The 24,022-nt window shown below is 72.6% G+C and carries 22 protein-coding genes and 1 pseudogene; 5 read left to right on the top strand and 18 right to left on the bottom strand.

Annotation, left to right across the window (positions count from 1 at the left end; all coding sequences use genetic code 11):
* The first annotated feature begins 123 nt into the window (after positions 1 to 123).
* The 3 genes from ACQP00_RS17805 to ACQP00_RS17795 all read left to right on the top strand — a co-directional run bounded on the left by ACQP00_RS17805 (position 124) and on the right by ACQP00_RS17795 (position 4,586).
* Complete coding sequence (locus ACQP00_RS17805) at positions 124 to 2,151, top strand: glycoside hydrolase family 6 protein (protein ID WP_433220374.1); 2,028 nt, start codon at positions 124 to 126, stop codon at positions 2,149 to 2,151.
* 95 nt (positions 2,152 to 2,246) lie between these two features.
* On the top strand, positions 2,247 to 3,587 hold the full coding sequence (locus ACQP00_RS17800) for an alpha,alpha-trehalose-phosphate synthase (UDP-forming) (protein WP_433220372.1): 1,341 nt from the start codon (positions 2,247 to 2,249) through the stop codon (positions 3,585 to 3,587).
* 36 nt (positions 3,588 to 3,623) lie between these two features.
* The gene (locus ACQP00_RS17795; RefSeq protein WP_433220370.1) at positions 3,624 to 4,586 is read left to right on the top strand and encodes a hypothetical protein; all 963 of its coding nucleotides are present in this window, start codon (positions 3,624 to 3,626) and stop codon (positions 4,584 to 4,586) included.
* Position 4,587: 1 nt separating this feature from the next.
* Here ACQP00_RS17795 and ACQP00_RS17790 read toward each other — a convergent pair whose 3' ends face one another.
* Positions 4,588 to 5,493: a hypothetical protein gene (locus tag ACQP00_RS17790; RefSeq protein ID WP_433220368.1), complete on the bottom strand. Its 906-nt coding sequence runs from the start codon at positions 5,491 to 5,493 to the stop codon at positions 4,588 to 4,590.
* A 49-nt stretch (positions 5,494 to 5,542) separates the two neighbouring features.
* Complete coding sequence (locus ACQP00_RS17785) at positions 5,543 to 6,037, bottom strand: SigE family RNA polymerase sigma factor (protein ID WP_433220366.1); 495 nt, start codon at positions 6,035 to 6,037, stop codon at positions 5,543 to 5,545.
* A gap of 119 nt (positions 6,038 to 6,156) precedes the next feature.
* Between ACQP00_RS17785 and ACQP00_RS17780 the strand changes: the two are divergent.
* Positions 6,157 to 6,567: pseudogene (locus tag ACQP00_RS17780) on the top strand (alpha/beta fold hydrolase); the annotation flags it as partial.
* On the opposite strand, the gene ACQP00_RS17775 reads toward ACQP00_RS17780, so the two are convergent.
* The 6 genes from ACQP00_RS17775 to ACQP00_RS17750 form a co-directional block, all read right to left on the bottom strand.
* On the bottom strand, positions 6,495 to 6,785 hold the full coding sequence (locus ACQP00_RS17775) for a hypothetical protein (protein WP_433224389.1): 291 nt from the start codon (positions 6,783 to 6,785) through the stop codon (positions 6,495 to 6,497). The pseudogene ACQP00_RS17780 and the gene ACQP00_RS17775 sit on opposite strands and share 73 nt — an antisense overlap.
* A 169-nt stretch (positions 6,786 to 6,954) precedes the next feature.
* Positions 6,955 to 7,299, bottom strand: coding sequence for a hypothetical protein (locus ACQP00_RS17770; protein WP_433062139.1), 345 nt, complete (start codon positions 7,297 to 7,299; stop codon positions 6,955 to 6,957).
* 17 nt (positions 7,300 to 7,316) lie between these two features.
* Positions 7,317 to 7,844, bottom strand: coding sequence for a hypothetical protein (locus ACQP00_RS17765; RefSeq protein ID WP_433224387.1), 528 nt, complete (start codon positions 7,842 to 7,844; stop codon positions 7,317 to 7,319).
* A 352-nt stretch (positions 7,845 to 8,196) separates the two neighbouring features.
* The gene (locus ACQP00_RS17760) at positions 8,197 to 9,021 is read right to left on the bottom strand and encodes a hypothetical protein (protein ID WP_433220364.1); all 825 of its coding nucleotides are present in this window, start codon (positions 9,019 to 9,021) and stop codon (positions 8,197 to 8,199) included.
* 150 nt (positions 9,022 to 9,171) lie between these two features.
* Entirely contained in the window at positions 9,172 to 10,065 is an 894-nt protein-coding gene (locus ACQP00_RS17755; protein WP_433220362.1) for a hypothetical protein, read from the bottom strand.
* Positions 10,066 to 10,077: 12 nt separating this feature from the next.
* The gene (locus tag ACQP00_RS17750) at positions 10,078 to 11,043 is read right to left on the bottom strand and encodes a hypothetical protein (protein ID WP_433220360.1); all 966 of its coding nucleotides are present in this window, start codon (positions 11,041 to 11,043) and stop codon (positions 10,078 to 10,080) included.
* 80 nt (positions 11,044 to 11,123) lie between these two features.
* Here ACQP00_RS17750 and ACQP00_RS17745 point away from each other — a divergent pair, with 80 nt between their 5' ends.
* Positions 11,124 to 11,966 carry a LysR substrate-binding domain-containing protein gene (locus ACQP00_RS17745; protein ID WP_433220358.1) on the top strand — a complete coding sequence of 281 codons (843 nt, stop codon included), beginning with the start codon at positions 11,124 to 11,126 and terminating at the stop codon, positions 11,964 to 11,966.
* A gap of 18 nt (positions 11,967 to 11,984) precedes the next feature.
* On the opposite strand, the gene ACQP00_RS17740 is transcribed toward ACQP00_RS17745, so the two are convergent.
* The 10 genes from ACQP00_RS17740 to ACQP00_RS17695 form a co-directional block, all read right to left on the bottom strand.
* Positions 11,985 to 12,698 (bottom strand): hypothetical protein, encoded by a 714-nt coding sequence (locus tag ACQP00_RS17740; RefSeq protein ID WP_433220356.1) that lies wholly within the window; start codon positions 12,696 to 12,698, stop codon positions 11,985 to 11,987.
* Positions 12,695 to 13,939 carry a hypothetical protein gene (locus ACQP00_RS17735; RefSeq protein ID WP_433220354.1) on the bottom strand — a complete coding sequence of 415 codons (1,245 nt, stop codon included), beginning with the start codon at positions 13,937 to 13,939 and terminating at the stop codon, positions 12,695 to 12,697. The genes ACQP00_RS17740 and ACQP00_RS17735 overlap by 4 nt, the downstream gene beginning before the upstream one ends.
* 22 nt (positions 13,940 to 13,961) lie before the next feature.
* Entirely contained in the window at positions 13,962 to 14,753 is a 792-nt protein-coding gene (locus ACQP00_RS17730) for a FadR/GntR family transcriptional regulator (RefSeq protein WP_433220353.1), read from the bottom strand.
* Between the two features lie 10 nt (positions 14,754 to 14,763).
* Positions 14,764 to 16,014 (bottom strand): amidohydrolase family protein, encoded by a 1,251-nt coding sequence (locus tag ACQP00_RS17725; RefSeq protein WP_433220351.1) that lies wholly within the window; start codon positions 16,012 to 16,014, stop codon positions 14,764 to 14,766.
* Between the two features lie 8 nt (positions 16,015 to 16,022).
* A complete protein-coding gene (locus ACQP00_RS17720; RefSeq protein WP_433220349.1) occupies positions 16,023 to 16,805 on the bottom strand; it encodes a class II aldolase/adducin family protein in 783 nt (260 codons plus the stop codon).
* 685 nt (positions 16,806 to 17,490) lie between these two features.
* Positions 17,491 to 20,454, bottom strand: coding sequence for a tetratricopeptide repeat protein (locus ACQP00_RS17715; RefSeq protein ID WP_433220347.1), 2,964 nt, complete (start codon positions 20,452 to 20,454; stop codon positions 17,491 to 17,493).
* The gene (locus ACQP00_RS17710; protein WP_433220345.1) at positions 20,451 to 20,870 is read right to left on the bottom strand and encodes a CU044_2847 family protein; all 420 of its coding nucleotides are present in this window, start codon (positions 20,868 to 20,870) and stop codon (positions 20,451 to 20,453) included. The genes ACQP00_RS17715 and ACQP00_RS17710 overlap by 4 nt, the downstream gene beginning before the upstream one ends.
* An 87-nt stretch (positions 20,871 to 20,957) precedes the next feature.
* Positions 20,958 to 21,443: an SRPBCC domain-containing protein gene (locus ACQP00_RS17705; protein WP_433220343.1), complete on the bottom strand. Its 486-nt coding sequence runs from the start codon at positions 21,441 to 21,443 to the stop codon at positions 20,958 to 20,960.
* Positions 21,440 to 21,772: an ArsR/SmtB family transcription factor gene (locus ACQP00_RS17700; protein ID WP_433220341.1), complete on the bottom strand. Its 333-nt coding sequence runs from the start codon at positions 21,770 to 21,772 to the stop codon at positions 21,440 to 21,442. Before ACQP00_RS17700 ends, ACQP00_RS17705 begins: the two co-directional genes overlap by 4 nt.
* 39 nt (positions 21,773 to 21,811) lie before the next feature.
* The gene (locus ACQP00_RS17695) at positions 21,812 to 24,022 is read right to left on the bottom strand and encodes a tetratricopeptide repeat protein (protein ID WP_433220339.1); all 2,211 of its coding nucleotides are present in this window, start codon (positions 24,020 to 24,022) and stop codon (positions 21,812 to 21,814) included.

Genomic DNA, 24,022 nt, shown 5'->3' with positions numbered 1-24,022 from the left:
GCGCGTTACCAGGCACTTACGAGGTAGACGGCGCATCCGACGGAGACCGCCTTGACGCGGTCCCGGGACGGTACGGACGGTAATCCCCACCTCGATTCCGACCCGTCAATGTAAGGAGAGTCGATGAGGCGCAAGATCGCCCTCATATCGGCCGCCGCCCTCGTGGCGACCGCCGGTGCCGTCGTGGTCGCCAACCAGGCGTCCGCGGCCGCCGGGTGTTCGGCCAAGTACGCGATCGTGAGCTCGTGGCCGGGCGGCTTCCAGGCCCAGGTCGACGTCACCAACCTCGGTGACGCGCTCACCGCCTGGAACGTCGGCTGGGACTTCGGCAACAGCTCGCAGACGATCACGCAGATCTGGAACGCCAACAAGACCCAGTCGGGCGTGCACGTCAACGCCACGAACATGGCCTACAACGGCAACGTCGGCACCAACGGCGTGGTCTCGTTCGGCTTCACGGGCAACTGGAGTGGCAGCAACCCGGCCGGCACCAACTTCACGCTCAACGGCACCGCCTGCACCGGCGGCACCACGGGCGGTCCGTCCTCGCAGTCGCCGTCGGCCTCGACCTCGCCGTCGAACCCGACCAGCGGCACCCCGACCGTGTCGCTGACCAGCCCGACCAGCGGCTCGTCGTACACCGCGCCGGCCACGATCAGCCTCGCCGCCTCCGCCAGCGTGAGCGGCAGCACGATCAGCAAGGTCGAGTTCTACAACGGCTCGACCCTGCTCGGCACCGACACCTCCGCCCCGTACACGTTCAGCTGGACCAACGTGGCCGCGGGCAACTACTCGCTGACCGCCAAGGCGACCAGCGCGGCCAACAAGACGGCCACCAGCTCGGCGGCGGCGGTCAGCGTCACCACCGGCGGCGGCAACAACGGCACCCACGTCGACAACCCGTACGTGGGCGCCAAGTGGTACGTCAACCCGGACTGGTCGGCCAAGGCCGCCGCGGAGGCCGGCGGCAGCCGGGTCTCCAACCAGCCGACCGGCGTCTGGCTCGACTCGATCGCGGCCATCTCGGCCCCGTCCGGCTCGGGCTACACCACCAGCCTCGCGGCGCACCTCGACAACGCGCTCGCCCAGGGCGCGACGCTGGCCCAGTTCGTGATCTACGACCTGCCCGGCCGGGACTGCGCGGCGCTGGCCTCCAACGGTGAGCTCGGCCCGACCGAGATCGACCGGTACAAGTCCGAGTACATCGACGCGATCGCGGCGGTCGAGGCGAACTCCAAGTACGCCGGGATCCGCATCGTCAACATCGTCGAGATCGACTCGCTGCCGAACCTGGTGACCAACGCGGGTGGCGAGGCCGGCGCCACCGCCGCCTGCGCGACGATGAAGGCGAACGGGAACTACCAGAAGGGCATCCAGTACGCCCTGAGCAAGTTCCACGCCGCCGGCACGAACATCTACAACTACATCGACGCGGCCCACCACGGCTGGCTCGGCTGGGACAGCAACTTCAACCCGTCGGCCCAGCTGTTCGCCCAGACCGTGCAGGGTGCCACCGGCGGTTTCGCGACCGTCGACGGCTTCATCACCAACACGGCGAACTACTCGGCCCTGTCCGAGCCGTTCATCCAGCCCACCGTCACGGTCGGCGGCCAGAACATCCGCCAGTCCAAGTGGATCGACTGGAACCAGTACACCGATGAGCTCACCTTCGCCCAGGCCTTCCGCAACCAGCTGGTGTCCCTGGGCTTCAACTCCAACATCGGCATGCTGATCGACACCTCCCGCAACGGCTGGGGCGGCTCGGCCCGGCCCACCGCGGCGAGCACCTCGACCGACGTGAACACCTACGTCAACGCGTCCCGCATCGACCGGCGCATCCACGCCGGCAACTGGTGCAACCAGAGCGGTGCGGGTCTCGGCGAGCGTCCGCGGGCCACGCCGGCCGCGGGCATCGACGCCTACGTGTGGATCAAGCCCCCGGGCGAGTCGGACGGTTCCAGCTCGCTGGTCCCGACCGGCCCGAACAACCCCGGCGGCAAGGGCTTCGACGGCATGTGCGACCCGAGCTACGGCGGCAACGGCCGCAACGGCAACAGCCCGTCGGGCGCGCTGCCGAACGCCCCCATCTCGGGTGCGTGGTTCTCGGCGCAGTTCCAGCAGCTGATGCAGAACGCCTACCCGGCGCTCTAAACCACCTGTAGCACCACGGCAACGAACGAGGGCCCCCGGGTGACCGGGGGCCCTTCCCACGTTTCATCCCGCCCGCATGCGGTACAGCTAGGGCCGTGAAGCGTTTCGTGGTAGTGGCCAACCGCCTGCCGGTCGACGCCGGGCCGGGCGGCCTGGTGAGCGCGCTGCAGCCGATCACGCGCAGCTCCGGCGGCGCCTGGGTGGGCTGGACCGGCAACCCCGACGAGCGGCCGGAGCCGTTCGAGCACGAGGGCGTGCACATCCACCCGGTCGAGCTCAGCGCCGACGACATCGACCGCTACTACGAGGGCCAGTCCAACTCGACGATCTGGCCGCTGTTCCACGACGGGGTCGAGCCCTCGGTGCACCACCGGCCGTGGCGGGTGGCCTACCAGGCGGTGAACATGCGCTTCGCCGAGGCGGCCGCGGCCGTCGCCGCCGAGGGGGCCACCGTCTGGGTGCACGACTACCAGCTGATGCTCGTGCCCGGCATGCTCCGCGAGCTGCGGCCCGACCTGCGCATCGGGTTCTTCCTGCACATCCCGTTCCCGCCGGTCGAGCTGTTCATGCAGCTGCCGCGGCGGACCGACTTCGTGCGCGGGCTGCTCGGCGCCGACCTGGTCGGCTTCCAGCAGCCCCTCGCGGCGCAGAACTTCCTGCGGCTCACCACGCAGCTGCTCGGGCTGCGGCCGGAGGGTGAGCGGGTGGAGTACGAGGGGCGCACCGTCACCGCCCGCGCCTTCCCGATCTCGATCGACGTGTCCGAGATCGACGAGCTGGCCGCCGACCCGGAGGTCCAGGAGGAGGCCCGCCGGCTGCGCAAGGACCTCGGCGGCGACCGCCGGCTGCTGCTGCTCGGCGTCGACCGGCTGGACTACACCAAGGGCATCGACCAGCGCATCGAGGCCTACGGCGAGCTGCTCGCGGACGGCACGGTGAGCAACGAGGAGGCCGTGCTGGTGCAGGTGGCCACGCCGAGCCGGATGCGGGTCGCGCAGTACCAGCAGCTGCGGGAGCGCGTCGAGCGCGAGGTCGGCCGGATCAACGGCGAGTTCGGCGACGTCGGCCGGGCACCGCTGCACTACCTGTTCCAGTCGCGCAGCCGGGCCGAGCTCGTCGCGCTGTACCTGGCGGCCGACATCATGCTGGTCACGCCGCTGCGCGACGGGATGAACCTGGTCGCCAAGGAGTACGTGGCGGCCCGCCGCGACGAGGGCGGCGCGCTCGTGCTCAGCGAGTTCACCGGGGCCGCGAGCGAGCTGTCCGACGCGTTCCTGGTCAACCCGTACGACGTCGACGACCTCAAGCGCGGCATCAACGCGGCGATCGCGGCGAGCCCGGACGACCTGGCCGCGCGGATGCGCAAGATGCGCGAGACGGTGCGGGCCAACGACGTCGGTCGCTGGGCCAAGCAGTTCCTGGAGGCCCTCGGCTGACGGAACCTCGCGTGTCCGGCAAGCGTCGGAACAGGCATGCGAAGCCTCGCGGTCCTCGTCCTCGCCCTCGCCGGGCTCACCGCCTGCGCCCCCAGGGACACCGGCGACCACCCGGCCGTGCCCCCGGTGGCGACCGGAGCACCGATCATCAACCCCGCCTGGACCTCCTGCGAGACGGCCGCGGCCCAGACCGTCGCCGGTCCGGACGCGCTGGAGCTGCCGCGGCTCCCGGCCGATTTCACCCCCGCCGCGGTCGTCGTGTGCGACGAGCCGATCCAGCCCCGGGCCGACGGCGGCGAGGACGTGGTGCAGCGGGAGCGGCGCGGGACCGACGTGGCCGCCCTGACCGCGGCGCTGCGCCTGCCCGACCAGCCGCGCACCACCTCGGCGTGCACCATGGACCTGCCCGGCATCGCGTGGTTCGCGGTGCTCGACGCCGGCGGCCGGTGGCTGCGCCCGGGTGTCGCCACCGACGCGTGCGGCAAGCTGCGGATCGAGGCCCGCCAGGCCGTCGAGCGGCTGGAGCTCACCACGGTGCGCACGCGGGTGCTGCGGGAGATGACGTCCTCGGCCGCGGCGAGCACCGGCTGCCAGATGGCCTGGGCGGACATGGTCGGGGCGGTCACGGCCGACCTGGGGAGCATCGACTACGCCAAGCGCCCGGTCGACGCGCCCAAGGGCCAAGTGCGGCTCTGCTTGTACCGTGTAGAGCCCGCAGAACAGGGCAGCGGCAAGCCTCGCGGCGACTTCGACCGGGGCGGGGCGCTGGCCGAGGAGCGCTGGACGCCGTTGCGGGCCAAGCTCCTCGCCGCCGGCCCGCCGTCCCCGTGCACGGCCCACGCGAGCCGGTTCGCGCTGTTCCTGCGGCCCGACGGCACCGGCGGCACGGTCTACGCCGAGCTCGACGGCTGCCGGCGGCTGTTCTTCGACACCATGGCCGGCGGCGCCCTCCGCCAGGGCGACCAGGCCCTGGCGGAGGAGATCGAGCGGGCGGTGTGACTCAGGCCGTGATGTGCAGGGCCGGGTCGAGGGCGAGCGCGGCCAGCTGCTGGTCGTCGAACGGCAGCTGCTCCAGCGGGTTGCCCGCGTGGTCCAGGGCCAGCCCGAAGTTGCCGTAGCGGGACAGGGCGACGTAGACGACCGTACCGTCGGGGTGGATGTAGCCCGCCCAGCGGTCGATCCGGTCGTCCTGCTCGCCCCCGGTGGCCACGGCGACGTCCTTGCCGCCCACCTTCACGATCTTGCAGCTGGCCGCCTTCGACCAGAACTGCAGGTCGCACGGGCCGCTCGCGCCGGTGTTGCGCAGCCCCGGCTCGTACACGGACACGACGATCTGCCCAGCCCGGCCGTCCTTGCGGATCTCGACCGACGACAGGTAGCTCCACCGGTCCTTGCCGCCGCTCCGGTCCTCGAACTGGGCCTGCGTGTTCCGCGAGGGGATCGCGTTGTCGCCGCCCTTGTCGTCGGCGGCCGTGTAGCCGGCCGGAACGAGCGTGAGCAGGTGCTCCAGCAGCGCGTTGGCCTTGTCGTACTTCACCCCGGCCCGAGCCGTGCGGTCGCCCTGCGGCGTGCCGTCCGGGCCGGTGGGCCAGACCTCCTTGGTGTCGCTGCCGATCGGCACCGGCGACGGCCCGGCGGTCCCGGCCGGCGCGGGCGCGGTGGCGGCCACGCTCGGCCGGCCCGGTCCGGCCGCCTGCTGCCCGGCCGGGGCCCCGCCCGCGGTCGCCGCCACGCCCACCGCGGTCAGCGCCGCGAGCACGCCGACGCCCGCGCCCCCGATGGCGGCCGTCCGCCGGCGGGCGGCCCGGCGGCCCTCCGCCAGCGCGACCTCGGGCCGCATGCCCGGCGGCTGGTTGCTGTGTTCGAGGGCGTCGCGCAACGAGGCCCGGAAGTTGTGTTCGTCCATTCCTATTCACCCATGTCTATTCGCGCTCACTTCGGTCCGCAGCGGTGGGTCAGTCGGTCGAGAACGTCGGGCTGAGCCGGCTGCGCAGGGTCTGCAGTCCCCGCGACGCCTGGCTCTTGACCGTGCCCTCGGAGCAGCCGAGCAGCTCGGCGGTCTCCTCGACGGACAGGTCCTCCCAGTACCGCAGGATCAGCACGGCGCGCTGCCGGGCCGGCACCGCGGACAGCGCCGCGAGCACCGCCACCCGCTCCTCCGGCCCCGGGTCGAGGGCGACCCGCTCCGGCGGCGTGCCGGTGGTGCGCACGCGCCGCCACCAGCCGAGCCGTCGCTCATCGAGGTACGTGCGGACCAGCGTGCGCCGCACGTACCCGTCGAGCACCTCGTGCCGCGAGACCCGGTTCCAGGCGAGGTACAACTTCGTGAACGCCTGTTGCGTGAGGTCCTCGGCCCGGTGCCAATCCCCGCACAGCAGAAACGCCGTGCCGCGCATCGCGTCCGACCGCGCGGCGAAGTACTCGGCGAACGCCGTGTCCCGTTCCGTCATGCGCTACTCACGACTCCCGACCCGCTGCGGGTTGCATGCCGCCCCGAACTTTCTCACTTCCGCGCCGTCCCGTGCTAAACTGCTAACGTCGTTCGCAGTTGCTCGACGGAGGGGGAGGCATGGAGCAGCGGGTGCAGGCGCCCGACGGGGCGGACATCGTGGTGCACAGCTTCGGCAGCGGGCCCGGGATCGTCGTGGTGCACGGCGGCGGCGTGACGATCGCCGTGTACCAGCGACTCGCGCACCGGCTCGCCGACCGGTTCACCGTGCACCTCTACAACCGGCGCGGGCGGGCGGATGCCGGGCCGCGCCGGGAGCCGTACACGTTCGCGCAGGACATCGACGATCTCGCGGCGGTGTTGCGGGCCACCGGGAGCAGCAACGTCATCGGGCACAGCTCCGGCGGGTTCATCGCGCTCGAGGCGGCCAAGACGCTGCCCATCGAGCGGCTCGCGGTCTACGACGCGGCCGTGGGCGTGGACGGGATGAATCCGGGCGAATGGCTCGACGACGCTCGGCAGGCGGCGGCCGACGGGGACATTCCGCGCAGCATGGCCATCACCACCGGCGGGATCAACACGCACTCCGGGCTGGCCCGGCTGCCGCTCGGGGCGCGGATCGCGCTCTGCCGGCTGTTCCTGCGCACCCCGGTCGGGCGGATGATGGGCGGGCTGCTGCCCCAGACGCTCGACGAGACGCAGCAGATCCGGCTCGCCGACGGGCCCGCGGCGCAGTGGGCCGGCGTCAAGGCCGAGGTGCTGCTCGCCTACGGGTCGCCGGGCCGCCGTACTACAAGCCGGTCAATGAGGCCCTCGCCGGCGCCATCCCGCGGGCGCGGGTGCTGCCGGTCGCGCGCTGCGGGCACGACGGGATCAACCGGGCGCCGGAGCGGGTCGTCGAGCCGATCAAGGCGTTCTTCAGTGGATCCAGGGAAGATCTGGCGGCATCTCGTACGTCACGCTGACGTCGAAGGCCCCGTCGCCCTGCACGGTGAACGTCAGGCCGAACCGCGACGGGCTGCCCTGGGCGACCATGACGGCCCGCAGGGCGAGCAGGGTGTCGCTCAGCTCGTCGGTCCACGGGTCGGCGAACACGACCCAGCCGCTGCTGTCCAGCGGGCCCGTCGCCGAATGGAACTCCATCCGGGTGCCCGTGTAGTGGTCGTCGACCTCGGCGAGCAGGACGGACCGCACGGCGTCGGGCGGAGAGACCTTGCGCACGATGCCCACGATGGTGTCCACACAGGACGTGGCATCGACCATTGTCACAGGATACGGGGCTACTTGGCCGGGCCGGCGCCGGGCCGCACGGTGTTCGCGGCCAGGGCTTGCACCAGGGCCCGGCCGCCGCTGACGGTGCCGTCCTCGTCGTTGCCGACCGCGGCCGGGGGCAGGCGCAGCACGATGAGCCGGCCGTCGCCGGTGTCGGTCACGTCGACGTCCAGGCCGTCCGTGTCGGTTCGCGCGGCGGTGGTGCGCAGCCAGGTGGCCAGCGAGAAGACCGGCGCGCCGGGTTCGGGGCGGTTCCATTCCTCGCGTACGTGCACCAGGTCGATCCAGGCGTAGTCGGCCTCCCACGCCCGGCCGAGCTCGGCGACGAGGCCCGCGACGGCGGGCAGGTGCTCCTCGAGGACCGGGTTCAGCAGCGGCTTGGTGCCGACGTGCAGGCCGGCCCGGCCGCGCTCGGCCTCGTGCCAGGTGATCCAGAGCCGGCCGCGGCCCAGGGTGAGCGGTTCGGGGCCGGCGGCTTCGAGGTCGCGGACGAGCGACGGCGCACCGACGGGTGTCTGGTCGCCGCCGGGGGTCATCCGGACCGTGTCGGCCTCGCCGGGGAACGCGGCGGCGATGGCGTGCAGGGTGGTGCGCAGGCGGCCGGCGCGTTCGGCCGCCGTCCATAAGTGCGCCGGGCCGTCGGTGCGGATGTCCCATCGGTACGTCACGCGAATCCTCCGCTTGCCTCGTGCATCCACGTTGTGCAGCGGCATGTTCGCGCGCACCCCTGAGCGCCGCCCGGGCGGCGCGGGATCTTCTTACCCGAAGTGATCGCGGCGCACGCACGATCGGCGCGGCGCGTGCGTCGGATTTCCCCCACCGCATGCTATCCGGCCGTCGCGCATCCCCGCTGCCCCGCTCACCCAGCGTCACGCAGCGCGCTCGGGGTTATCGCAGCGCCTCCACTGTGGACGTCTCGTACAGGCGCGGGATGAAGATGTCCAGCAGCTGGGGGCAGCGCCGTTGCGGGTACGCGGCCAGCAGCGCCTCCTTGAACGTGGCCGGGTCGTCGTGGGCCAGGCGCTGCTCGGCGAAGGCGAGGTAGTCGGCGTTGTGCAGCACCTCGGCGGAGTCGGCGACCGGCCCGTGCCCGGCCAGGAACACGTCGGAGCCGGAGGTGGCCATGATGCGCAGCAGGGCGACGGTGTTGGCGGCGTCGCGGGTGACGTAGACGTGCGTCTGGCTGTACACGAGGTCCTGCGCGATCGTGACGCCGTGCCCGGGCAGGGTGAGCACGAGCTGGGCGCCGCACTCGGCGTTGCGCACGACGTCGAGGTGGTAGTCGACGCCGTCGACGGTGTCGTGGCCCGGCTCGGCCACGTGCTGGGGCATCACGACGGCGTCGGGGACCATCGGGCCGTACTGCATCCGCCGGGCGGCCCGCTCGGACTCGGCGGTGTGCCGCAGCTCCTCGATCGTCGCCTCGGCGGCCCAGACGGGCACGTCCGGGAACGCCGTGCTGAGCCCGAACCAGTGGTCGACGTGGGAGTGACTCAGGTACAACTTGCGGATCGGCTTGTCGAAGGCGTCGACGAAGCGCCGGAAGGCGACCGCGTAGGGCGCGACGAACTGCCCGTCGATGACCACGAGGGCCCCGTCGGTCTCCAGCACGTGGGTCGAGTCGGCGAGGAAGTCGTCGGGCGCCGTGAAGGTGTGGATCCTCAGGTCGCCGCGCTTGATGGAACTGATGGTGGGATCGGCTAGGTCAGGCACGTGCACTCACCGGCTTCCGCGCGAGGTGGCTGGGTGGCACAGCACCCGTGGTCATGGCGCCGACCGTAGCAAGGTGATTACTCCAAGTTACCGAATCGCGCGTTCTGGGTATCCTGCACCCCGCACGCCGTACGGTATGAGCGCGGACTCCTACCGCCGGTGCAGGTTGCGCATGGCGAGGATCGACGAGCGCACCTCCTGCAGGAGCTCGGTGGTGCTGAGCGGGCGCCCCCAGGCGGCGGTCGCGGCGTCGTCGTAGCCGACGGTCTCGATGCCGCAGCCGTACCTGCTGCCGAGCAGCCTGATCGCGTCGCAGTGCTGGTGCCGCACGTAGGGCGCGTTGGTCACCAGCAGCACGCGCTCGTCCGGCTTCGGCTCGTGCACGATCTCGGCCCAGCCGATGAGCGTGTCGGCCGTGTTCGCCCGCAGCGGCGGCCGCGTCGACGGCGCGGCGAGCACGTGGCGCTCGCCGGCCCAGGCGCGATGGTGCTCGTTCACCCGCGTGGGCGCGCCGAGCGCGAAGAACTTCGTGAACGCCGCGGCCATCATGTCGGCCTCGGTCTCGACGCCGGGCAGGCCGAGCCGTTCGGCCTCGCGGAACTCGCGGTCGTCGCGGTAGCGGTGACTGCCCAGCCCGGTGAGCGTGCGCGTGGTCGTTCCCGCGGCCAGGAGCCGGGCGGTGTAGTCGGTACGGCCGAGCGCGACCCGGATGCCGCCGCCGAGCACGAGGACGTGGTCGTACCGCGCGTGCCGCGGCGCCGGCGGGCCGCCCATGCCGAGCCCGTGCATCAGGTCGCGCACCCGCGCGTCGCGCTCGGGCTCGAAGTCGATCCGCTCGGTGTCGAACCGCTCCCTGACCCCGGCCCGGTAGTCCCAGACGGCCGAGAAGTCGGCGAGCCGGTCGAGGTCGCCGCGCGCGTCGCCACCGAACTCGGCGACCAGCTCGGCCATCGCGTCGCAGCGGGCCCACGCCTCGACGGCGGCGGCCACGGCGTCGAGATCCTGAAAGCCGGGCTCACAGGGCGGCAGGGGGAACGGCTCCATGGTCACCGAAGCTTACGTGTCCAGCAGTTCCGGGGCGAAGAGCTCCTCGACGGTCCAGCGGCGCGGCGATAGGCCCTGCTCGTGGTGGTACCGCAGGAACGTGTCCAGCGCCGTGCGGTTCGCGGCGATGCCGTACGGCCACCAGTCCTCCGCGAACAGTTCGGCGTTGCGCTCGTACAGGGCGTTCGTCCACGGCAGCAGGTGGTGCGCCTGGTAGAGGCGTTCGTTGGCACGGTACCGCTGCAGGCCCTTGTTCTTGGCTTCCAGGAAGGCGTCGTAGACCGTGCGCGCCAGGCCGGGGCGATCGGCGAACAGGGCGCGCGGCGCGGCGAGCAGGTGCATCATCGGGAAGATGCCGGTGCGCCGGAAATAGTCGCGTTCGGCCGTTTCGTAGTCGGGGAACAGGCGGCGGACGGCGGGTGAGCGATCGAGCACCGGCTGCGGCACGTTCGCGGTGAACAGGGCGTCGATCTCGCCGGATGCGAGCATGCCGCTCAGCGTCCTGCCGTCGGGCGCGCGGCGCACGTCGACGCCGGCCGGGTGCGGGTGGGTGGTGAAGTCGAACGGCGCCATCGGCCGGTCGAGGCCGCCGATCACCCAGCGGTTCGTCTCCGGGCGGAAGCCGTGCTCGTCCATCAGCGCGCCCTTGATCCACACGCCGGAGTCCTGGCCGTAGACGCCGAACTCGCCGATCGTGCGGCCGGTGAGGTCGGCCGGGCCGGTGATGTCGCTGCCGGCGTGCACGAACACCGACGAGTGCCGGAAGACCCGGGTCGGAAAGACCGGGATCGCCGTGTACGGTGCGCCCGCGTCCAACGCCCGCAAGTAGAACGTGAGCCCGAACTCGGCCACGTCCGCCTCGCCGTCGACGAGCGCGCGGAAGATGTCGGGCAGCGTCGGGCGGGTCTGCACGTTCGGGCGTTCGAACAGCGCCTCGGTGGCGTCCGACCGGCTGGTGATGACGCGAAGGTTGTCCATGGGACCACCGTCGCCCCGGCGCACCCCGGCCGTCCAAGTCCGAACGGGCGGCGCGCATACCTTCTGGGTATCGTGCGCGGGTGGACCTGCGGTTGCTGCGGTACTTCCAGGCCGTGGTCGAGGAGCGCCACGTCGGCCGGGCGGCGGCCCGCCTGCACATGACCCAGCCGCCGCTGAGCCGGGCGCTGCGCCGGTTGGAGCGCGACCTCGGCGCGACGCTGCTCGACCGGACCCCGCAGGGGGTGAGTCCAACCCCGGCCGGCGACGCCCTCTACGCCGAGGCCCGCGCCCTGCTGGAGCAGGCCGACCGGCTGCGCGAGCGGGTCCGCGACGCCGCCGGCACGGCGACGCTGGCCGTCGGTACCCTCGCCGACACCGCCGAACTGCTCAGCGGCCGCCTCGTGGCCGCGTTCCGCGCCGAGCACCCGCACGTGACGGTCTCGGTGCACGAGTCCGACCTGAGCGACCCGACCGCGGGCCTGCGCACGGGCCTGGTCGACGTGGCGTTCACCCGCGCCCCGTTCGACGAGACCGGCCTGCGCGTGCACGCCCTCACGAGCGAGCCGGTCGGCGTCGTGGTACGCGCCGGCGACCCGCTCACCCGCGCCTCGTCGGTCGCGGTCGGCGACCTGGGCGACCGCCGCTGGATCCGCCTGCCGGAGGGGACGGACGCGGCGTGGGCGGCGTACTGGACCGGGCCGCCGCACCCGGACGCCCCGGTCCTGCGCACGATCCAGGAGTGCCTGCAGTCGGTGCTGTGGAACGGCACGTCGGCCCTCGCCCCGCTGGACCAGCCGCTGCCGCCGGGCCTCGTCACGGTGCCGGTGCACGACCGGGCACCGAGCCGCCTGCTGATCGCCTGGCGCGCCGACCGGGTGACCCCGCTCGTCCGCTCCTTCGTCCACATCGCCGCGCGCTCCTGAAGGTCAGATCCCGGCGCGTCAGGCGGTCACCGTGGCGGGGCCGTGGTTCTTGAGGGAGGTGGTCAGGCCGGTCTTGCCCGGCAGCAACGAGACCACGCAGCCGGTACGGCCGTCGCGCGGGGAGCCCAGCACGTACGCGCGCAGGTCCTTGCGGGCGGCGAAATCGTCCACGGGCTGGCCCAGGTACGCGGCGGCCGTCTGCCGGCAGCTGCCCTCGTGGTCGCCGCCGTCGGTGACCGAGCCGACGTACTCGGCCGTGTGGTCGGCGCCGCACTCACGATATTCCAGGCGGCCCTCGTCGTAGCGGCCGCACCGGATCGCGATCGGGCGGTCGCCGGACATCGCGCCGTGCAGGGTGCCGGCGTACTCGGTTTCGGCGTCGTCGGAGTCGGTGGTGACGACGAGCGCGCAGGCGAGGGAGGTGAAGTCCTCGCGCACGTACGGCAGGCGCCGCAGCTCGACCCGCGCGTCGGCGAGCGGGCCGCCCAGGAAGTCCTCGGCCGCCTTGTGGCAGCCGGTCTCGGCGCCGTCGGGGTAGAAGAAGTCGACGATCTCGGCCTGGTGGGGCTTACTGCACGGGGCGGGCGAGAGCTCCTCGACGTTGGTGGTGCTCGCGTAGCAGCCCTTGTCGCCGAACGCGTGATGATTCGGGGCGAAGTGGCGGTACAGCGTGAATCCACAGCAGGACAGGACCAGTGCGACCGCGACGCCGATGGCGACCCTCATCTTCACGCGCGCAAGGTATACGCCCTCCGCTGGAGGGTGGCAAGGATGACCGCCAGGGCGACGGCCTCCGCGGCGGCGGTGGCGGCGGCGGTGCCGAGGGGGCCGAACAGCGGTACACCCGCGGCGACCGTGACGGTGAGGACTCCGGCGAGGATCGCGATCGCCTTGGTCGCCCGGCTGTAGTGGGCGTCGCCGATCCAGTTGAACAGCAGGGCGCGGGTGACCGCCATGAACGGCAGCGCGAGCATGAACACGGCCAGCCAGGCGGCCGCCTGGTGGTGCGGCAGGGACAGGACGGTGCCGGTCAGGAACGGGGCGAGCACGGCGACCGCGGCCGCCATCGGCACGGCGCAGGCCAGTGCGACCGCGATCGAGAAGCCGGCCGGGTGGGCGGAGCGTTCGATGCCGAGCCGGTCGCGCGCGCGGGCGACCATCGGGACCTGCAACGCGGACTGCACGACGCCGCCGATGGCCTGGTAGGCGGTGACGATGGCGCCGAAGCTGCCCATCACCGCCGGGCTGGCGACCAGGGAGAGCACGAGCGTGCCGAACCGGGCCACATACAGTTCGCCGAGGGAATAGCCGAAAAGATGACGGCTGCTCTTGTACCCCTGGATCGCCCGCCGGAACGACAGCCCGTGCAGGAGCTTGGCCCGCAGCGAGCCGTGCTTGCCGAGGATCAGTTCACCGGCGAGCAGCTGGGCGAGCCCGATCACCGCGAGCGCCAGGGTGAGCGGCACGCCGAGCACGACGAGCACGAGCGAGACGGCCTTGCTGACGCAGATGAGCACCGCGCTCTCCAGGAAGCGCATCCGGCGGCTGAAGTCGGACAGCTGCAGGGTGGCGAGCCCGTTGCCGAGCGCGATGACGCCGGCCGCGGCCAGGGCGCCGATCCCGTACCCTCGTGCGGCGTAGAAGGCGCCCACGGCCACGGTGCCGAGCAGCAGGCCGGGGACGACGACGAGCATCCACTGGCTGCGCACGAGGGCGCGCTGCTCCTCGGTGCCGTTGAGGTAGAGCAGGGTGGAGCCGCCGCTGAGGAAGATGACGACGAACGCGAGCGCGGACGTCATGACCGTGTACGCGCCGATCTCGGCGGTCTGCCCCAGTTTCGCGCACAGCGCGAGGATCGCCGCGCTCAGCAGTCCGTTGGCGACCACCGCGCCGGCCGCGATCGCCGAGTTGCGGGCGAGCGCGCGATACCCGGGCCGCGTCTCGGGGACCGGGTCCGCGACCAGCTCTGCCATGGGCCGAACGTAGCAGGCCCGCTCAGCCCGGAACGCCCGCCTCGCCTGATGGTCGCATGAGCTCCCTCAGCAGAGTGAGGTCGATCGTGGGTGACCCGGCCGGCTTGGGGTTGCGCTGCGCGGTGGCCAGGTGGGCGGCGACGAGCTGGTGCACCGCCGCCGGCTCCCCCGCCTCGATCAGCTCCAAAATCCGGCCGTGGACCTCGCCGGACTCGCGGCGCTGCCCGAGCGGTACACCTCGAGGCTCGGTGCGACTCGCCCAGCCCTCCTCGTGGCTGGACCACAGCGCCTCCAGCGCCCCCGCGAGCACGATCAGCGGCGGGTTGCCGCACAGCTCGACCAGGGCCTCGTGGAACCGGCGCGACACCCCGACCACGGTGGGCAGGTCGCCGATGCTCGCGAGGTACTCCTCGTGCAGCTCCCGCAGCCGCGGCACGACCGTCGTGGCGCGGTCCGGCCGGGCCGCGCACAACGCCGCACACGCCGGCTCGACGTGACGCAGCGCGACCGCCACGTCACCGATGTCCGAGTGCTGGGCGGCGAGGACGAGCCCGAGGTTGTACCCGAGGTTCGCCGGGGACGGCCGGTGCACGACGGCACCGCCCAGCCGCCCCCGGCGGACCGTGATGAGACCCTCGGCCTCCAGGATGCGCATCGCCTCGCGCAGGGTCGGCAGGCTGACCGGGTAGCGCCGGCTCAGCTCCTCCGACTTCGGCAGCGGGTCGCCGTCGGCCAGCTCGCCGCTGATGATCTGCGCCCGGATGCGGTCGGCGACCTGCTCGGCGAGCCGATGGACGCGTACCCGGGGCTCCACGACATCGAGCCTAGTAGGCGTCGGGGTCCTGCTGCACGGCGGCCGGAACCGGGTGCCGGTACAGCTTGGAGGCGTTCTCCCAGGTCATCTTGCGCACGTCCGCGGCCGGCAGCCCGCCGATCTCCTCCTCGATGGTGCGCTGGGTGTGCGGCCAGGTCGAGTCGCAGTGCGGGTAGTCCTGTTCGAGCAGGATGTGGTCGACGCCGATCACGTCGCGCAGGGCGAACGAGGACGGGTCCTCGACCGCGCAGAAGTAGAAGTTGCGCAGCAGGACCTCGGCCGGGGTGAGCTCGATGCCCTTCCAGGTGCCGTACATCGCGTGGTAGCTCAGCATGTGGTTGAGCCGGTCGACGAGGCCGGGCACCCAGCCGATCCCGCCCTCCGAGAGCACGATCTTGATGTCCGGGAACCGCACCGGGATGCGCGAGTACAGCCAGTCGACGGCGGAGAACATCGAGTACCCGAAGAACAGCACGCCGACCACGTCCGGCGGGGCGTCCTCGGCGGTCGACGGGGAGGTGCCCGACGATCCGATGTGGAGGTTCACCACGGTGCCGGTCTCGGCGCAGGCCCGCATGATCGGGTCCCAGTGTCCCGTGTGGAGGGACGGCAGCCCGAGCATGTGCGGCGCCTCGCTGAAGGTGACGGCCTTGAAGCCGCGCTCGGCGTTGCGGTAGATCTCCTGCGCGCCGACCTCGGGGTCGAGGAAGTACGGCAGCTGGCAGGGAATCATCCGATCGGGGTACGCGCCCGACCAGGCCTCGATGTTCCAGTCGTTCCACGCGCGGGTGGCCGCGAGGGCGAGCTCGGCGTCCTGTGTGGACAGCTGGAGGCGCTGCCCCGCGAAGCCCGGCAGGAACGACGGGAAGCACAGCGAGGCGTACACCCCGGAAAGGTCCATGTCCTTGATGCGCTCGTGGATGTCCCACGATCCGCGGCGCATGTCGTCGAACCGGCACGGCTCCATGCCGTACTCGTCGACCGGGCGCCCGACCACGGCGTTGAAGCCGACGTTGGGGAACTCGTTGCCGTCGTACACCCAGACGTGGCTGCCGTCCTTCTCGATGACGTGCGGCGCCTGCTCGGCGTACTTGGCGGGCATCCGGCCGTCGAACGCGTCCGGCGGCTCGACGATGTGGTCGTCGACGGAGATGAACGTGTACTTGCGCTCCTGCCGGGGCGGATCGGGCAGGAACGTCACCTTGTTGCGGTCGGCGGTGGTGAATCCGGTGTTGCGCAGCAGTTCGTCGATCGAAGCCATGTGCTCTCCTACTCGAGGACGTCGGGTTCGTGGCGCAGCAGCTTGCGGACCGCGCCGGCCCAGAAGTAGTCCGATCCCCGCTCCAGCAGGGACTTCTTCATGCCGTGGCGCAGGCCCGGCGCGATCGCGAGCGGGTCCTTGCCCAGGAGCATCACGTCGTACGCGAGCCGGCACGCACGGTCGATGCTCGCCGAGCGGTAGGTCGCCTCCTGGATCGTCGGCGCGGTGACGATGATCCCGTGACTGGCCAGGATGACGACGGACTTGTCCCCGATGCGCCGCGCGAGGTCGGCCCCGAGCGCCGCGTCGTCCACCTCGCCGGTGTACTCGTGCACGAACGCCAGGTCCCCGTCGAACATCGACCCGGTCTGGTGCACGATCGCGGGCAGCACCCCGACCGCGGCCAGGACGGTCACGTAGTACGGGTGGTTGTGCACCACCACGCGCGCGTCGGGCCGGGCGCGGTGCAGCTCGGTGTGGATGTGGAACGCCGGGGTGACGTCCCAGCGCCCCTCCTTCACGGCACCGTCCCGGTCGACGACACACAGGTCCGAGGCGCTCACCTCGTCCCACCACAGGCCCCACGGGTTGATCCACATGTCGCCGTCGGCGTTCTTGACCATGGTGATGTGCCCGGCGATGTTCTCGCTGAAGCCGGTGCCCGCCAGGATGCGGAACGCGCACGCCAGGGCCTGCGCCTCGGTGAGCTCGACCCCGATGGGCGGGGTGACGCGCGGCGACCAGACGGCCGCCCCGCCCTCCTTGACTCCACTCTCCGCGACTGCTGTCACGTCTCTTCACCTCCGGAGGTGACTGCCAAAAATCCTTTAAAAGATTTAGCAGTTGTACCGCCCTGAGGCAAGCAAACGCTTGGTTGTTTTCAACCGCCCGCCCGCAGCAGACCGAGCGCGACCCTATCGGCGCCCGTGCGATAACGTGAGTCCCGTGACCGAGCCCGCGGAACCCGCCGAGCCGGACGACCCCCGCGACCCGCCCCGCCGGCGCCGCCGCATCACCCCGATCGACCCCCGCCTCAGCCCCGAACAACTGGACCGAATCGTCGGCCCAGAGCCAAAACCAGAACCCCAAACAGAACCCCAGCCAGACCGCCAACCCGACGACCAAGCAAACGGCTCCTGATAGGACCAGGTGCGGTTTTGAGGGGGTGTGGGTGGAGCGGAGCTCCCCCACTGCTTTTCAGGACATTCGACGGAAAACCCCGCTGCCAAGGCGCCCATACAGTGCTGAGACCTTCCAGTGCCCGTCCAGCCCCAGTGGGTTGTGAAAACCCCGCTACCAAGGCACCCATACAGTGGGAGACCTCAGAGCCCCGTCCAGCCACAGAGGGTTGTTAAAACCCCGCTACCAAGGCACCCATACAGTGAGAGACCTTAGAGCCCCGTCCAGCCACAGAGGGTTGTGAAAACCCCGCTTCCAAGGCGCCCACACAGCGGGAGACCTTAGAGCACCGTCGAGCTAAACGCCTCGAAGGCGCTCGATGACGCCCGCTGCCACAGCCGCGTCGTGTTCGCCCCAGTAGTAGCCGATCTCGATGCTGATCTCCTGGGCCTGGGTCAGCTCCGCCCGGGCCGCCTCCGGGTCGCCCGCGTGCGCGCGCAGCTGGGCCAGCACGATCCGGGCGTCCACCTCGTACAGCCGGTAGCCCCCGATGATCGCCAGATGCAGCGCGTGCACCGCGTGGGTCAGCGAGTCGCCGCGGTCGCCGGTGGCGATGTCGAAGCGGCTGCGGCCGAGCAGCGCGGCGACCAGCACGTCGCGGCGGGTGATGCCGCGGGCGACCCGCAGCGCCTCGTCGTACGCGGTCCGGGCGGCGTCGAGGTCGCCCGCGGCCACGTGCACGTCGCCGATGCCCACGTGACTGCGGGCCACGTCGGCCAGCCAGCCCGCGGTGCGGCAGATCTCGACGTTGCGGCGCAGCACGGCGAGGGCCTCGGCGGACCGGCCGACCCGCATGAGGTGCTCGGCGTACCGGGTGCCGCTGGAGCTGTAGAGCGCCGGGATCGGGGTGTGCGCGGTGGCGATCCGCAACGCGTGCCCGAACGCCGCCTCGGCCTCGGTGGAGCGGCCCTCGATGTGCGCGAGCGCGCCGCGCAGGGTCTCGGCGACGAGCTCGTCCTCCTTGTCGGCCGCCCGTCCGGCCAGGTCGAACGCCTCCGGGATGAGCCGCCGGCAGCTGCTCAGGGCGCCCAGGTGCAGGTACAACTCGGTCACGTTCTGGCAGCTGACCGCCGCCTCGTGCCACGAGCCGAGCTCGACGAACGCGGCGCTCGCCCGCCGGAACGTGCTCGCCGCCTCCCGCAGCCGGCCCAGCATCTGCAGGCAGGCGGCGACCTCGTGCAGCAGCCAGCCCCGGGAGTCGGGGTCGGACAGCAGCGGCTCGGCGTGCACGTCGCCGCCGGGGAAGAAGCCGGTGAACATCGACAGCGCCGCCTCGTACGCGTTGAGCTCGCTGGTCACCAGCGCCCGGTCGCCGAGGTAGACGTGGTCGTAGGCGATGTCGCACGCCTCGTCGTAGCGCCCGGCCCGGCACGCGTGGTGCACCGCCTCGATCGCCGGCTCCAGGTCGTCGAGCGAGGCGGGGGCGGGCGCGAGCGCCGAGCGGTAGTACGCGAAGGCCAGCTCGTGCGCCTGCCGCCAGTCGAGCTGTTCCCGGCGGCCGTGCGCCTGGTAGAAGTCGCGGACCAGCGGATGCAGCACCAGCCGGGACCGGGAGTCGCGCCGCAGCACCCGGGCCACCTCGAGATAGAGCAACGTGCGGGCCACGGTACGGGCCCAGCCGGCGTCGTCCCCCGCCAGTCCCAGCACGGCGCGCAGGGCGTCGTCCTCGACCGGGCCGCGGAACAGCGAGCAGCGGACCAGGACCTGGCGCTCCTCCTCGGCGAGCAGGTCGTCGTACTCCCGCAGGATCCGCCGCACCCGCTCGCCCTCGGACAGCCCGGAGCCGGGCGGCGGGAGGGCGCCGATCCGCCGGGGGTCGCCCGCGTACCGGCGCTGCAGGTAGGCCGCGACCAGGGTGAGGGTGAGCGCGTGCCCGCCCCAGTCGGCCGCCAGCTGCTCGAGCGACGCGTCGGGGCCGATGACGCCGAGCTTGCGCAGCAGGTCGCGGCCCTCCGCGACGCTGAGCGGGACGATGGCCGCGTGCTGGTAGGTGCTGTAGGCAGCCAGGTCGAGCACCGGCACCCGGCTGGTGAGCAGGCAGAACGACTGGTGCCCGGGTGTCGCGGCGAAGCGCAGGAAGTCGTAGAGCTCCTGGCTGGTGACGGACCCGTACTGGTCACCCCGCTCGTACTGCAGCGCCTCCAGGCCGTCGAGCACGAAGAGGTACCGGCGCTGCTGCATGACCCCGGCGACCACCGCGGCCCGGCTGCCCGCCTCCCCGCCCACGTCGGCCGGGCGCAGCCGCCCGCCGCTGAGGAACTCCACCGCCGCCGACAGGAACTCGTCGGTGCTGGGCCGCTCGGTGAAGCTCCACCAGAAGATCCCGGCGACGTCGTCGCCGCGCTCGACGACCGTGTCGATCCAGCGCCGGGCGACGCTGCTCTTGCCCTCGCCGCCGAAGCCGATCATGCCGACGACGAGGATCCGGCGGCCCTCCCAGGCCTCGTCGAACAGGCCGATGAGGTCCTCGCGGCCGACCCAGTCGGTCACCACCGACGGGGCGTCGGCCAGCCGGTGACCCGGCACCGGCACCGCCTGCCGCGCGAGGGCCTCGTCGAAGACCGGCGGCTCGGCCCGGCGCAGCGGGAGCGGGTGGTCGCTGAGGTCGATGCCGAGCCGGGAGAAGCCGATCACCCGGGCGTCCACGGCCCACGCCGTCTCGCTGTCCTTGCCGGTGGTGTCCGGGATCCAGGTCTCGGACACCACCCCGACGATGAGGTTGCGCACGGTGTCGAGCACCGGGCTGCCGCTCATGCCGGCGTTGATCTGGGTCGAGCGCAGCTGCACCGGGTCGGTCAGTGCCACCGCCTCCTCGGGCGGCTCGACCTCGCCGAGGATCATCCCGTCGGCGATGCCGCCGAGGTACTTCTGCAGCCGCCGGAAGCCGTAGCTGCGGAACCGGTTGTCCTGCGAGTCGTGGGCCGAGCCGAGCGCGGCGACCCGGTCGGCGGGCAGGTCGACCCGGCCGCGCAGGCGCAGGCACACGATGTCGTCGTCGAAGCCGTCGGGGTACCAGACCACCCGGGCCACCGCCGACCAGCCCGGCCGGTCCTGCCGGCGCGGGATGTCGACGGTGACCGACGCGCCCAGCTCGGCCGGGTCGACGGCGGCCGCCCGCAGCACGTGGGCGCAGGTGATGACCAGGCCGTCGCGCGACACGATGATGCCGGTGCCCACCACCGCGGCGCCGTCCAGGGTGCGGACGCGCACGGTGCAGTTGCGCAGGTCCTGCAGGATGACGCGGTCGGTGGACCCGGTCACGGCGAGGGCTGCGGCGGCACCGCGACGACCGCGAGCTCCAGCGGCGGTTCGGCGTCGTCTTTGACTTCGGCTTCGGCTTCGGCTTCGGCTGCGGCTTTGGCGTTGGCTTCGGCCAGGTTGTGCGCGTCCCAGCGGAACACCACGTTGATCGAGGCCTCGACGCCGGCCTTGGCGATGACCGCGCCCGCCTCCCCGTCGAACTTGATGCCGAACGAGACCTCGACCTCGGACGGGCGGCCGGGCATGGCGCGCACGGTCTGGCGCACCCGTCCCGCCATCTGCCGGATGATGCCCATGGCGTCGTTCATCGCGCGTACGGAGCGGTCCAGCGCCTCGGTCCCGCCGAGCGCGACCTGGCGGACTCCTGGGCCGTACGAGAACTCCACCCGCAGCGGCGGTTCGAGCTGGGCGTCCACGGCCCCGATTATCCCGGGCGGCCGTTACAAGGGTCAATGGACGACTACGGAATGCATCCGACCGGCGCCGCGGGCGACCCCGTCGAGCTACCCGTTCCGGTTCCCGGCGGCCTCCTCGGCGATCGCGGCGAGCTGGGCGGTGACCAGGCCCCAGCCGTCGTGGAAGCCGAGTTCCTCGTGCCGGGCGCGGGCGGCCGGGTCGCCGTGCCGGACGATGACGCGGTAGTCGGTGCCGTCGGGGTGGTCGACGAGGGTGATCTCGGCGGTCATCGGGACCGGCGCCGGGCTCGCCGGGCGCCACGAGCTGTCCAGCGCGTTGGTCCACACGAGCCGCTCGAACTCGTCGACGACCAGGAAGCAGGCGTCCAGGTGCGGGACGAAGGTGGTGCCGTCCTCGCTGAACTCGGTGACGAAGGCGCCTCCCGGGCGGACGTCCAGCCGTTCGACGCGCGAGCGCGCCGGGGCCGGCACCCACCACTGGGCGAGGCGGTCGCGGTCGGTCCAGGCGCTCCACACCGACTTGCGCGGGGCGCGGATGACGCGGTTCAGGGCGAGGTCGAGGTCGGGGTTCATGACGGGTCCTCCGTGGTGACGAAGTGTTCGAGTCGGTCGGTGCGGCCCTGCCAGATCCGGCGCTGCTCGGCGAGCCAGTCGTCGACGAGGGCCAGGCGGTCGGGGTTGAGCGTGCAGGTGCGCACCCGGCCCGCCTTGGCCGTGCGGATCAGGCCGGCGCCCTCGAGCATGCGCACGTGCTTCATGAACGACGGCAGCGCCATCGGGAACTCGCCGGCGAGCTCGCCCACGCTGGCCGGGCCGCCGCCGAGCCGCCGGATCACGGCCCGCCGGGTCGGGTCGGCCAGGGCCACGAACACCCCGTCGAGCTGGGCCGAATACTGAGCCATGAGGCTTAGTATTGCCGCCATGAACAGTTAGCGCAAGGGCTAAGTGTTCAGCCGCTCCAGGGTGGCCGTCGTCGCGGCGTGGCCGGGGCCGAGGTGGCGGGTCTGGTCGTCCGCCAGCCGCCGCAGCACCCGCCTCCCCTCGCGCCGGCGGCCCTGTTCGAGCAGGGCCACGCCCAGCCAGTACCGCGGGCGCGTGTCGAGGGTTTCCGGGTGCTCGGCGCCGAGCACGCGCAGCCGGTCGGCGATCAGCGGCCGCAGTTCCCGCTCGGCCGCACCGAACAGCGAGCTCAGGACGAACAGCTCGGCGAGCGAGTGGCGGGCGTCGAGCGTCTCGACGTGGTCGGCGCCGAGGACGCGGCGGCGGTCGGCGATGACCTCGGCGTACCGTTGCCGCGCCTCCTCCTCCCGCCCGCACCGCCCGATCGCCCAGGCGAGGCAGCAGCGGGTGTGCAGGGTGTCGGGGTCGTCGGCGCCGAGCAGGGCGGACCGGGCCACCAGCACCGGCTCCAGCAGGTCCCGCGCCGCCTCCCAGTCGCCGAGCCGCCCCGTCGCCCAGGCGAGCTTGTGCCGGGTGTCGAGCGTGTCGCGGTGGCCGGCGCCGAGCAGGCGCGTCCGGGCCGCGCACACCTCGGTGAGCTCGGAGTGCGCCCTCTTCCAGCGGCCCTGCCGGCCGACCGCCCAGGCCCACTCGTTGCGCAGCGCCAACATCGCCGCGTGGTCGGAGCCGAGGCCGGACGCGTGCCGCAACGCCGAACCGGCGAGGGACTCGGCGGCCGCCTCGTGGCCGCGCCAGGTGCTGGCCGCGACGACCCGCGCGACGGTGGCGACCAGCTTCGCGAGGTGCTCCTCGCCGAGGGTGCCGCTGAACTTCAGCAGCTGCTCGACGTGCGGGGCGAACAGCCCGAACCAGCGCCACTCGGCGTTGTCGTCGAACCGCCGGGCCGCGACGGCCGCCACGAGCAGGTCGACCGCGTCACCGGCGGCGGCAGCACCTTGCCGGCTCACGTCGGCCACGAGCGGATGCAGCATGAGCAGCCGGCCGCCGTCGGGAGCGGTGGCGTCCAACCGGTCGATCAGGCCATGGTCGGCGAGCCCTTCGAGGCCGCGCTGCACGAGGCGCCGCGCCTCCAGCGTCTCCTCAGACTGCAATACCTTCTCCGGTACGGGCACCGCCGGCGCGAAGTACGCCAGCACCCGCAGCAGCGCGCGGCACTGCGGCAGGCCCTGGCGGTCGAGGGCGCTCAGGGACAGCTCCCAGGTCAGCGCCACGTTGCCACGGTGCCCGATCGACTCGTCGGCCGGGCCGAGCACGGTTCGGACGCCCAGCTCGCGCAGCGCGGCGCGGTAGTCGTCGAACGTGCGCCAGATCGGGAAGGGCGAGCCGAGGTACGAGCCGGCCAGATGCAGCGCGAGCGGCAGGCCGCCCAGGTCGGCGGCGAGCCGTTCGGCGGCCGGCCGGTCGCCGCCGCCGGGGGCCAGGTCGAGCAGCACCTGCGCCGCGTCAGGCCCGCCCAGCGGCCCGAGCTCGACCGTCTCCGCGCCGTCCCACAGCGGCCGCCCGCCGATCCGGCTGGTGCCGGCGAGCCGGCTGGTGACCAGCACGAGACCGCGGTCCGCGCAGCGCGCCACGGCGGACCCGACCAGCCCGGCGGCCACCTGCGTGTCGTCGACGTTGTCGAACACCAGCAGCCACCGCCGCCGGGTCCGGCTCAGCGCCTCCCACAGCTGCTCCACCGCCCGCGGCGACCCCGCCCGGATCGCGGTCACGTGCGCCCGGCCGAGGCGGAGGTCCTCGGCCACGCTGACCAGGCCCTCGGTCAGGCCCTCCTCGGCGGTGATCCACCACGCCCGCTCGCCGTGGCGGCGCTCGAACCACCGGCACGTCGACACGGCCAGGCACGACTTGCCGACCCCGCCGAGCCCGGTCAGGACGTACAGCCGGCCGTCGGGCCGCCGCGCCGCCCGCCGCAGCCGCCGCACGTGCTGGTCCCGGCCGCGGAGGAGCGCGGTCCCGCCGCCGGCCGGCACGGTGAGCGGGGCGCCGGTGAACGTGGCGCCCGAGCCGGACCGCCGGGCCGGGCGCCGCCGCCGCAGCTCGGCGATGACCAGCCCGGCCACGGCCGCGCCGCCGCCGGCCACGCTCGCCCACTTGTCGGCCCGGTCGAGGCCCTCCCACAACAGCAGCGCGACGACCACGGCGAGCACCGCGACGACGGCGATCCAGCTGACCCGCGGCCGTGACCAACGCAT

Source organism: Dactylosporangium sp. CS-047395 (assembly GCF_050942185.1).
Classification (GTDB): domain Bacteria; phylum Actinomycetota; class Actinomycetes; order Mycobacteriales; family Micromonosporaceae; genus Dactylosporangium.
Note: the sequence above shows the minus strand (reverse complement) of the source record. Positions and strands in the feature narration are given on the sequence as shown.

Bases quoted from the DNA above. Each gene is read 5' to 3' on its own strand.
- ACQP00_RS17805 (WP_433220374.1), top strand. From the start codon at position 124: ATGAGGCGCAAGATCGCCCTCATATCGGCCGCCGCCCTCGTGGCGACC.
- ACQP00_RS17795 (WP_433220370.1), top strand. From the start codon at position 3,624: ATGCGAAGCCTCGCGGTCCTCGTCCTCGCCCTCGCCGGGCTCACCGCC.
- ACQP00_RS17790 (WP_433220368.1), bottom strand. From the start codon at position 5,493: ATGGACGAACACAACTTCCGGGCCTCGTTGCGCGACGCCCTCGAACAC.
- ACQP00_RS17785 (WP_433220366.1), bottom strand. From the start codon at position 6,037: ATGACGGAACGGGACACGGCGTTCGCCGAGTACTTCGCCGCGCGGTCG.
- ACQP00_RS17770 (WP_433062139.1), bottom strand. From the start codon at position 7,299: ATGGTCGATGCCACGTCCTGTGTGGACACCATCGTGGGCATCGTGCGC.
- ACQP00_RS17765 (WP_433224387.1), bottom strand. From the start codon at position 7,844: ATGACCCCCGGCGGCGACCAGACACCCGTCGGTGCGCCGTCGCTCGTC.
- ACQP00_RS17755 (WP_433220362.1), bottom strand. From the start codon at position 10,065: ATGGAGCCGTTCCCCCTGCCGCCCTGTGAGCCCGGCTTTCAGGATCTC.
- ACQP00_RS17750 (WP_433220360.1), bottom strand. From the start codon at position 11,043: ATGGACAACCTTCGCGTCATCACCAGCCGGTCGGACGCCACCGAGGCG.
- ACQP00_RS17735 (WP_433220354.1), bottom strand. From the start codon at position 13,939: ATGGCAGAGCTGGTCGCGGACCCGGTCCCCGAGACGCGGCCCGGGTAT.
- ACQP00_RS17725 (WP_433220351.1), bottom strand. From the start codon at position 16,014: ATGGCTTCGATCGACGAACTGCTGCGCAACACCGGATTCACCACCGCC.
- ACQP00_RS17705 (WP_433220343.1), bottom strand. From the start codon at position 21,443: ATGAACCCCGACCTCGACCTCGCCCTGAACCGCGTCATCCGCGCCCCG.
- ACQP00_RS17700 (WP_433220341.1), bottom strand. From the start codon at position 21,772: ATGGCTCAGTATTCGGCCCAGCTCGACGGGGTGTTCGTGGCCCTGGCC.
- ACQP00_RS17695 (WP_433220339.1), bottom strand. From the start codon at position 24,022: ATGCGTTGGTCACGGCCGCGGGTCAGCTGGATCGCCGTCGTCGCGGTG.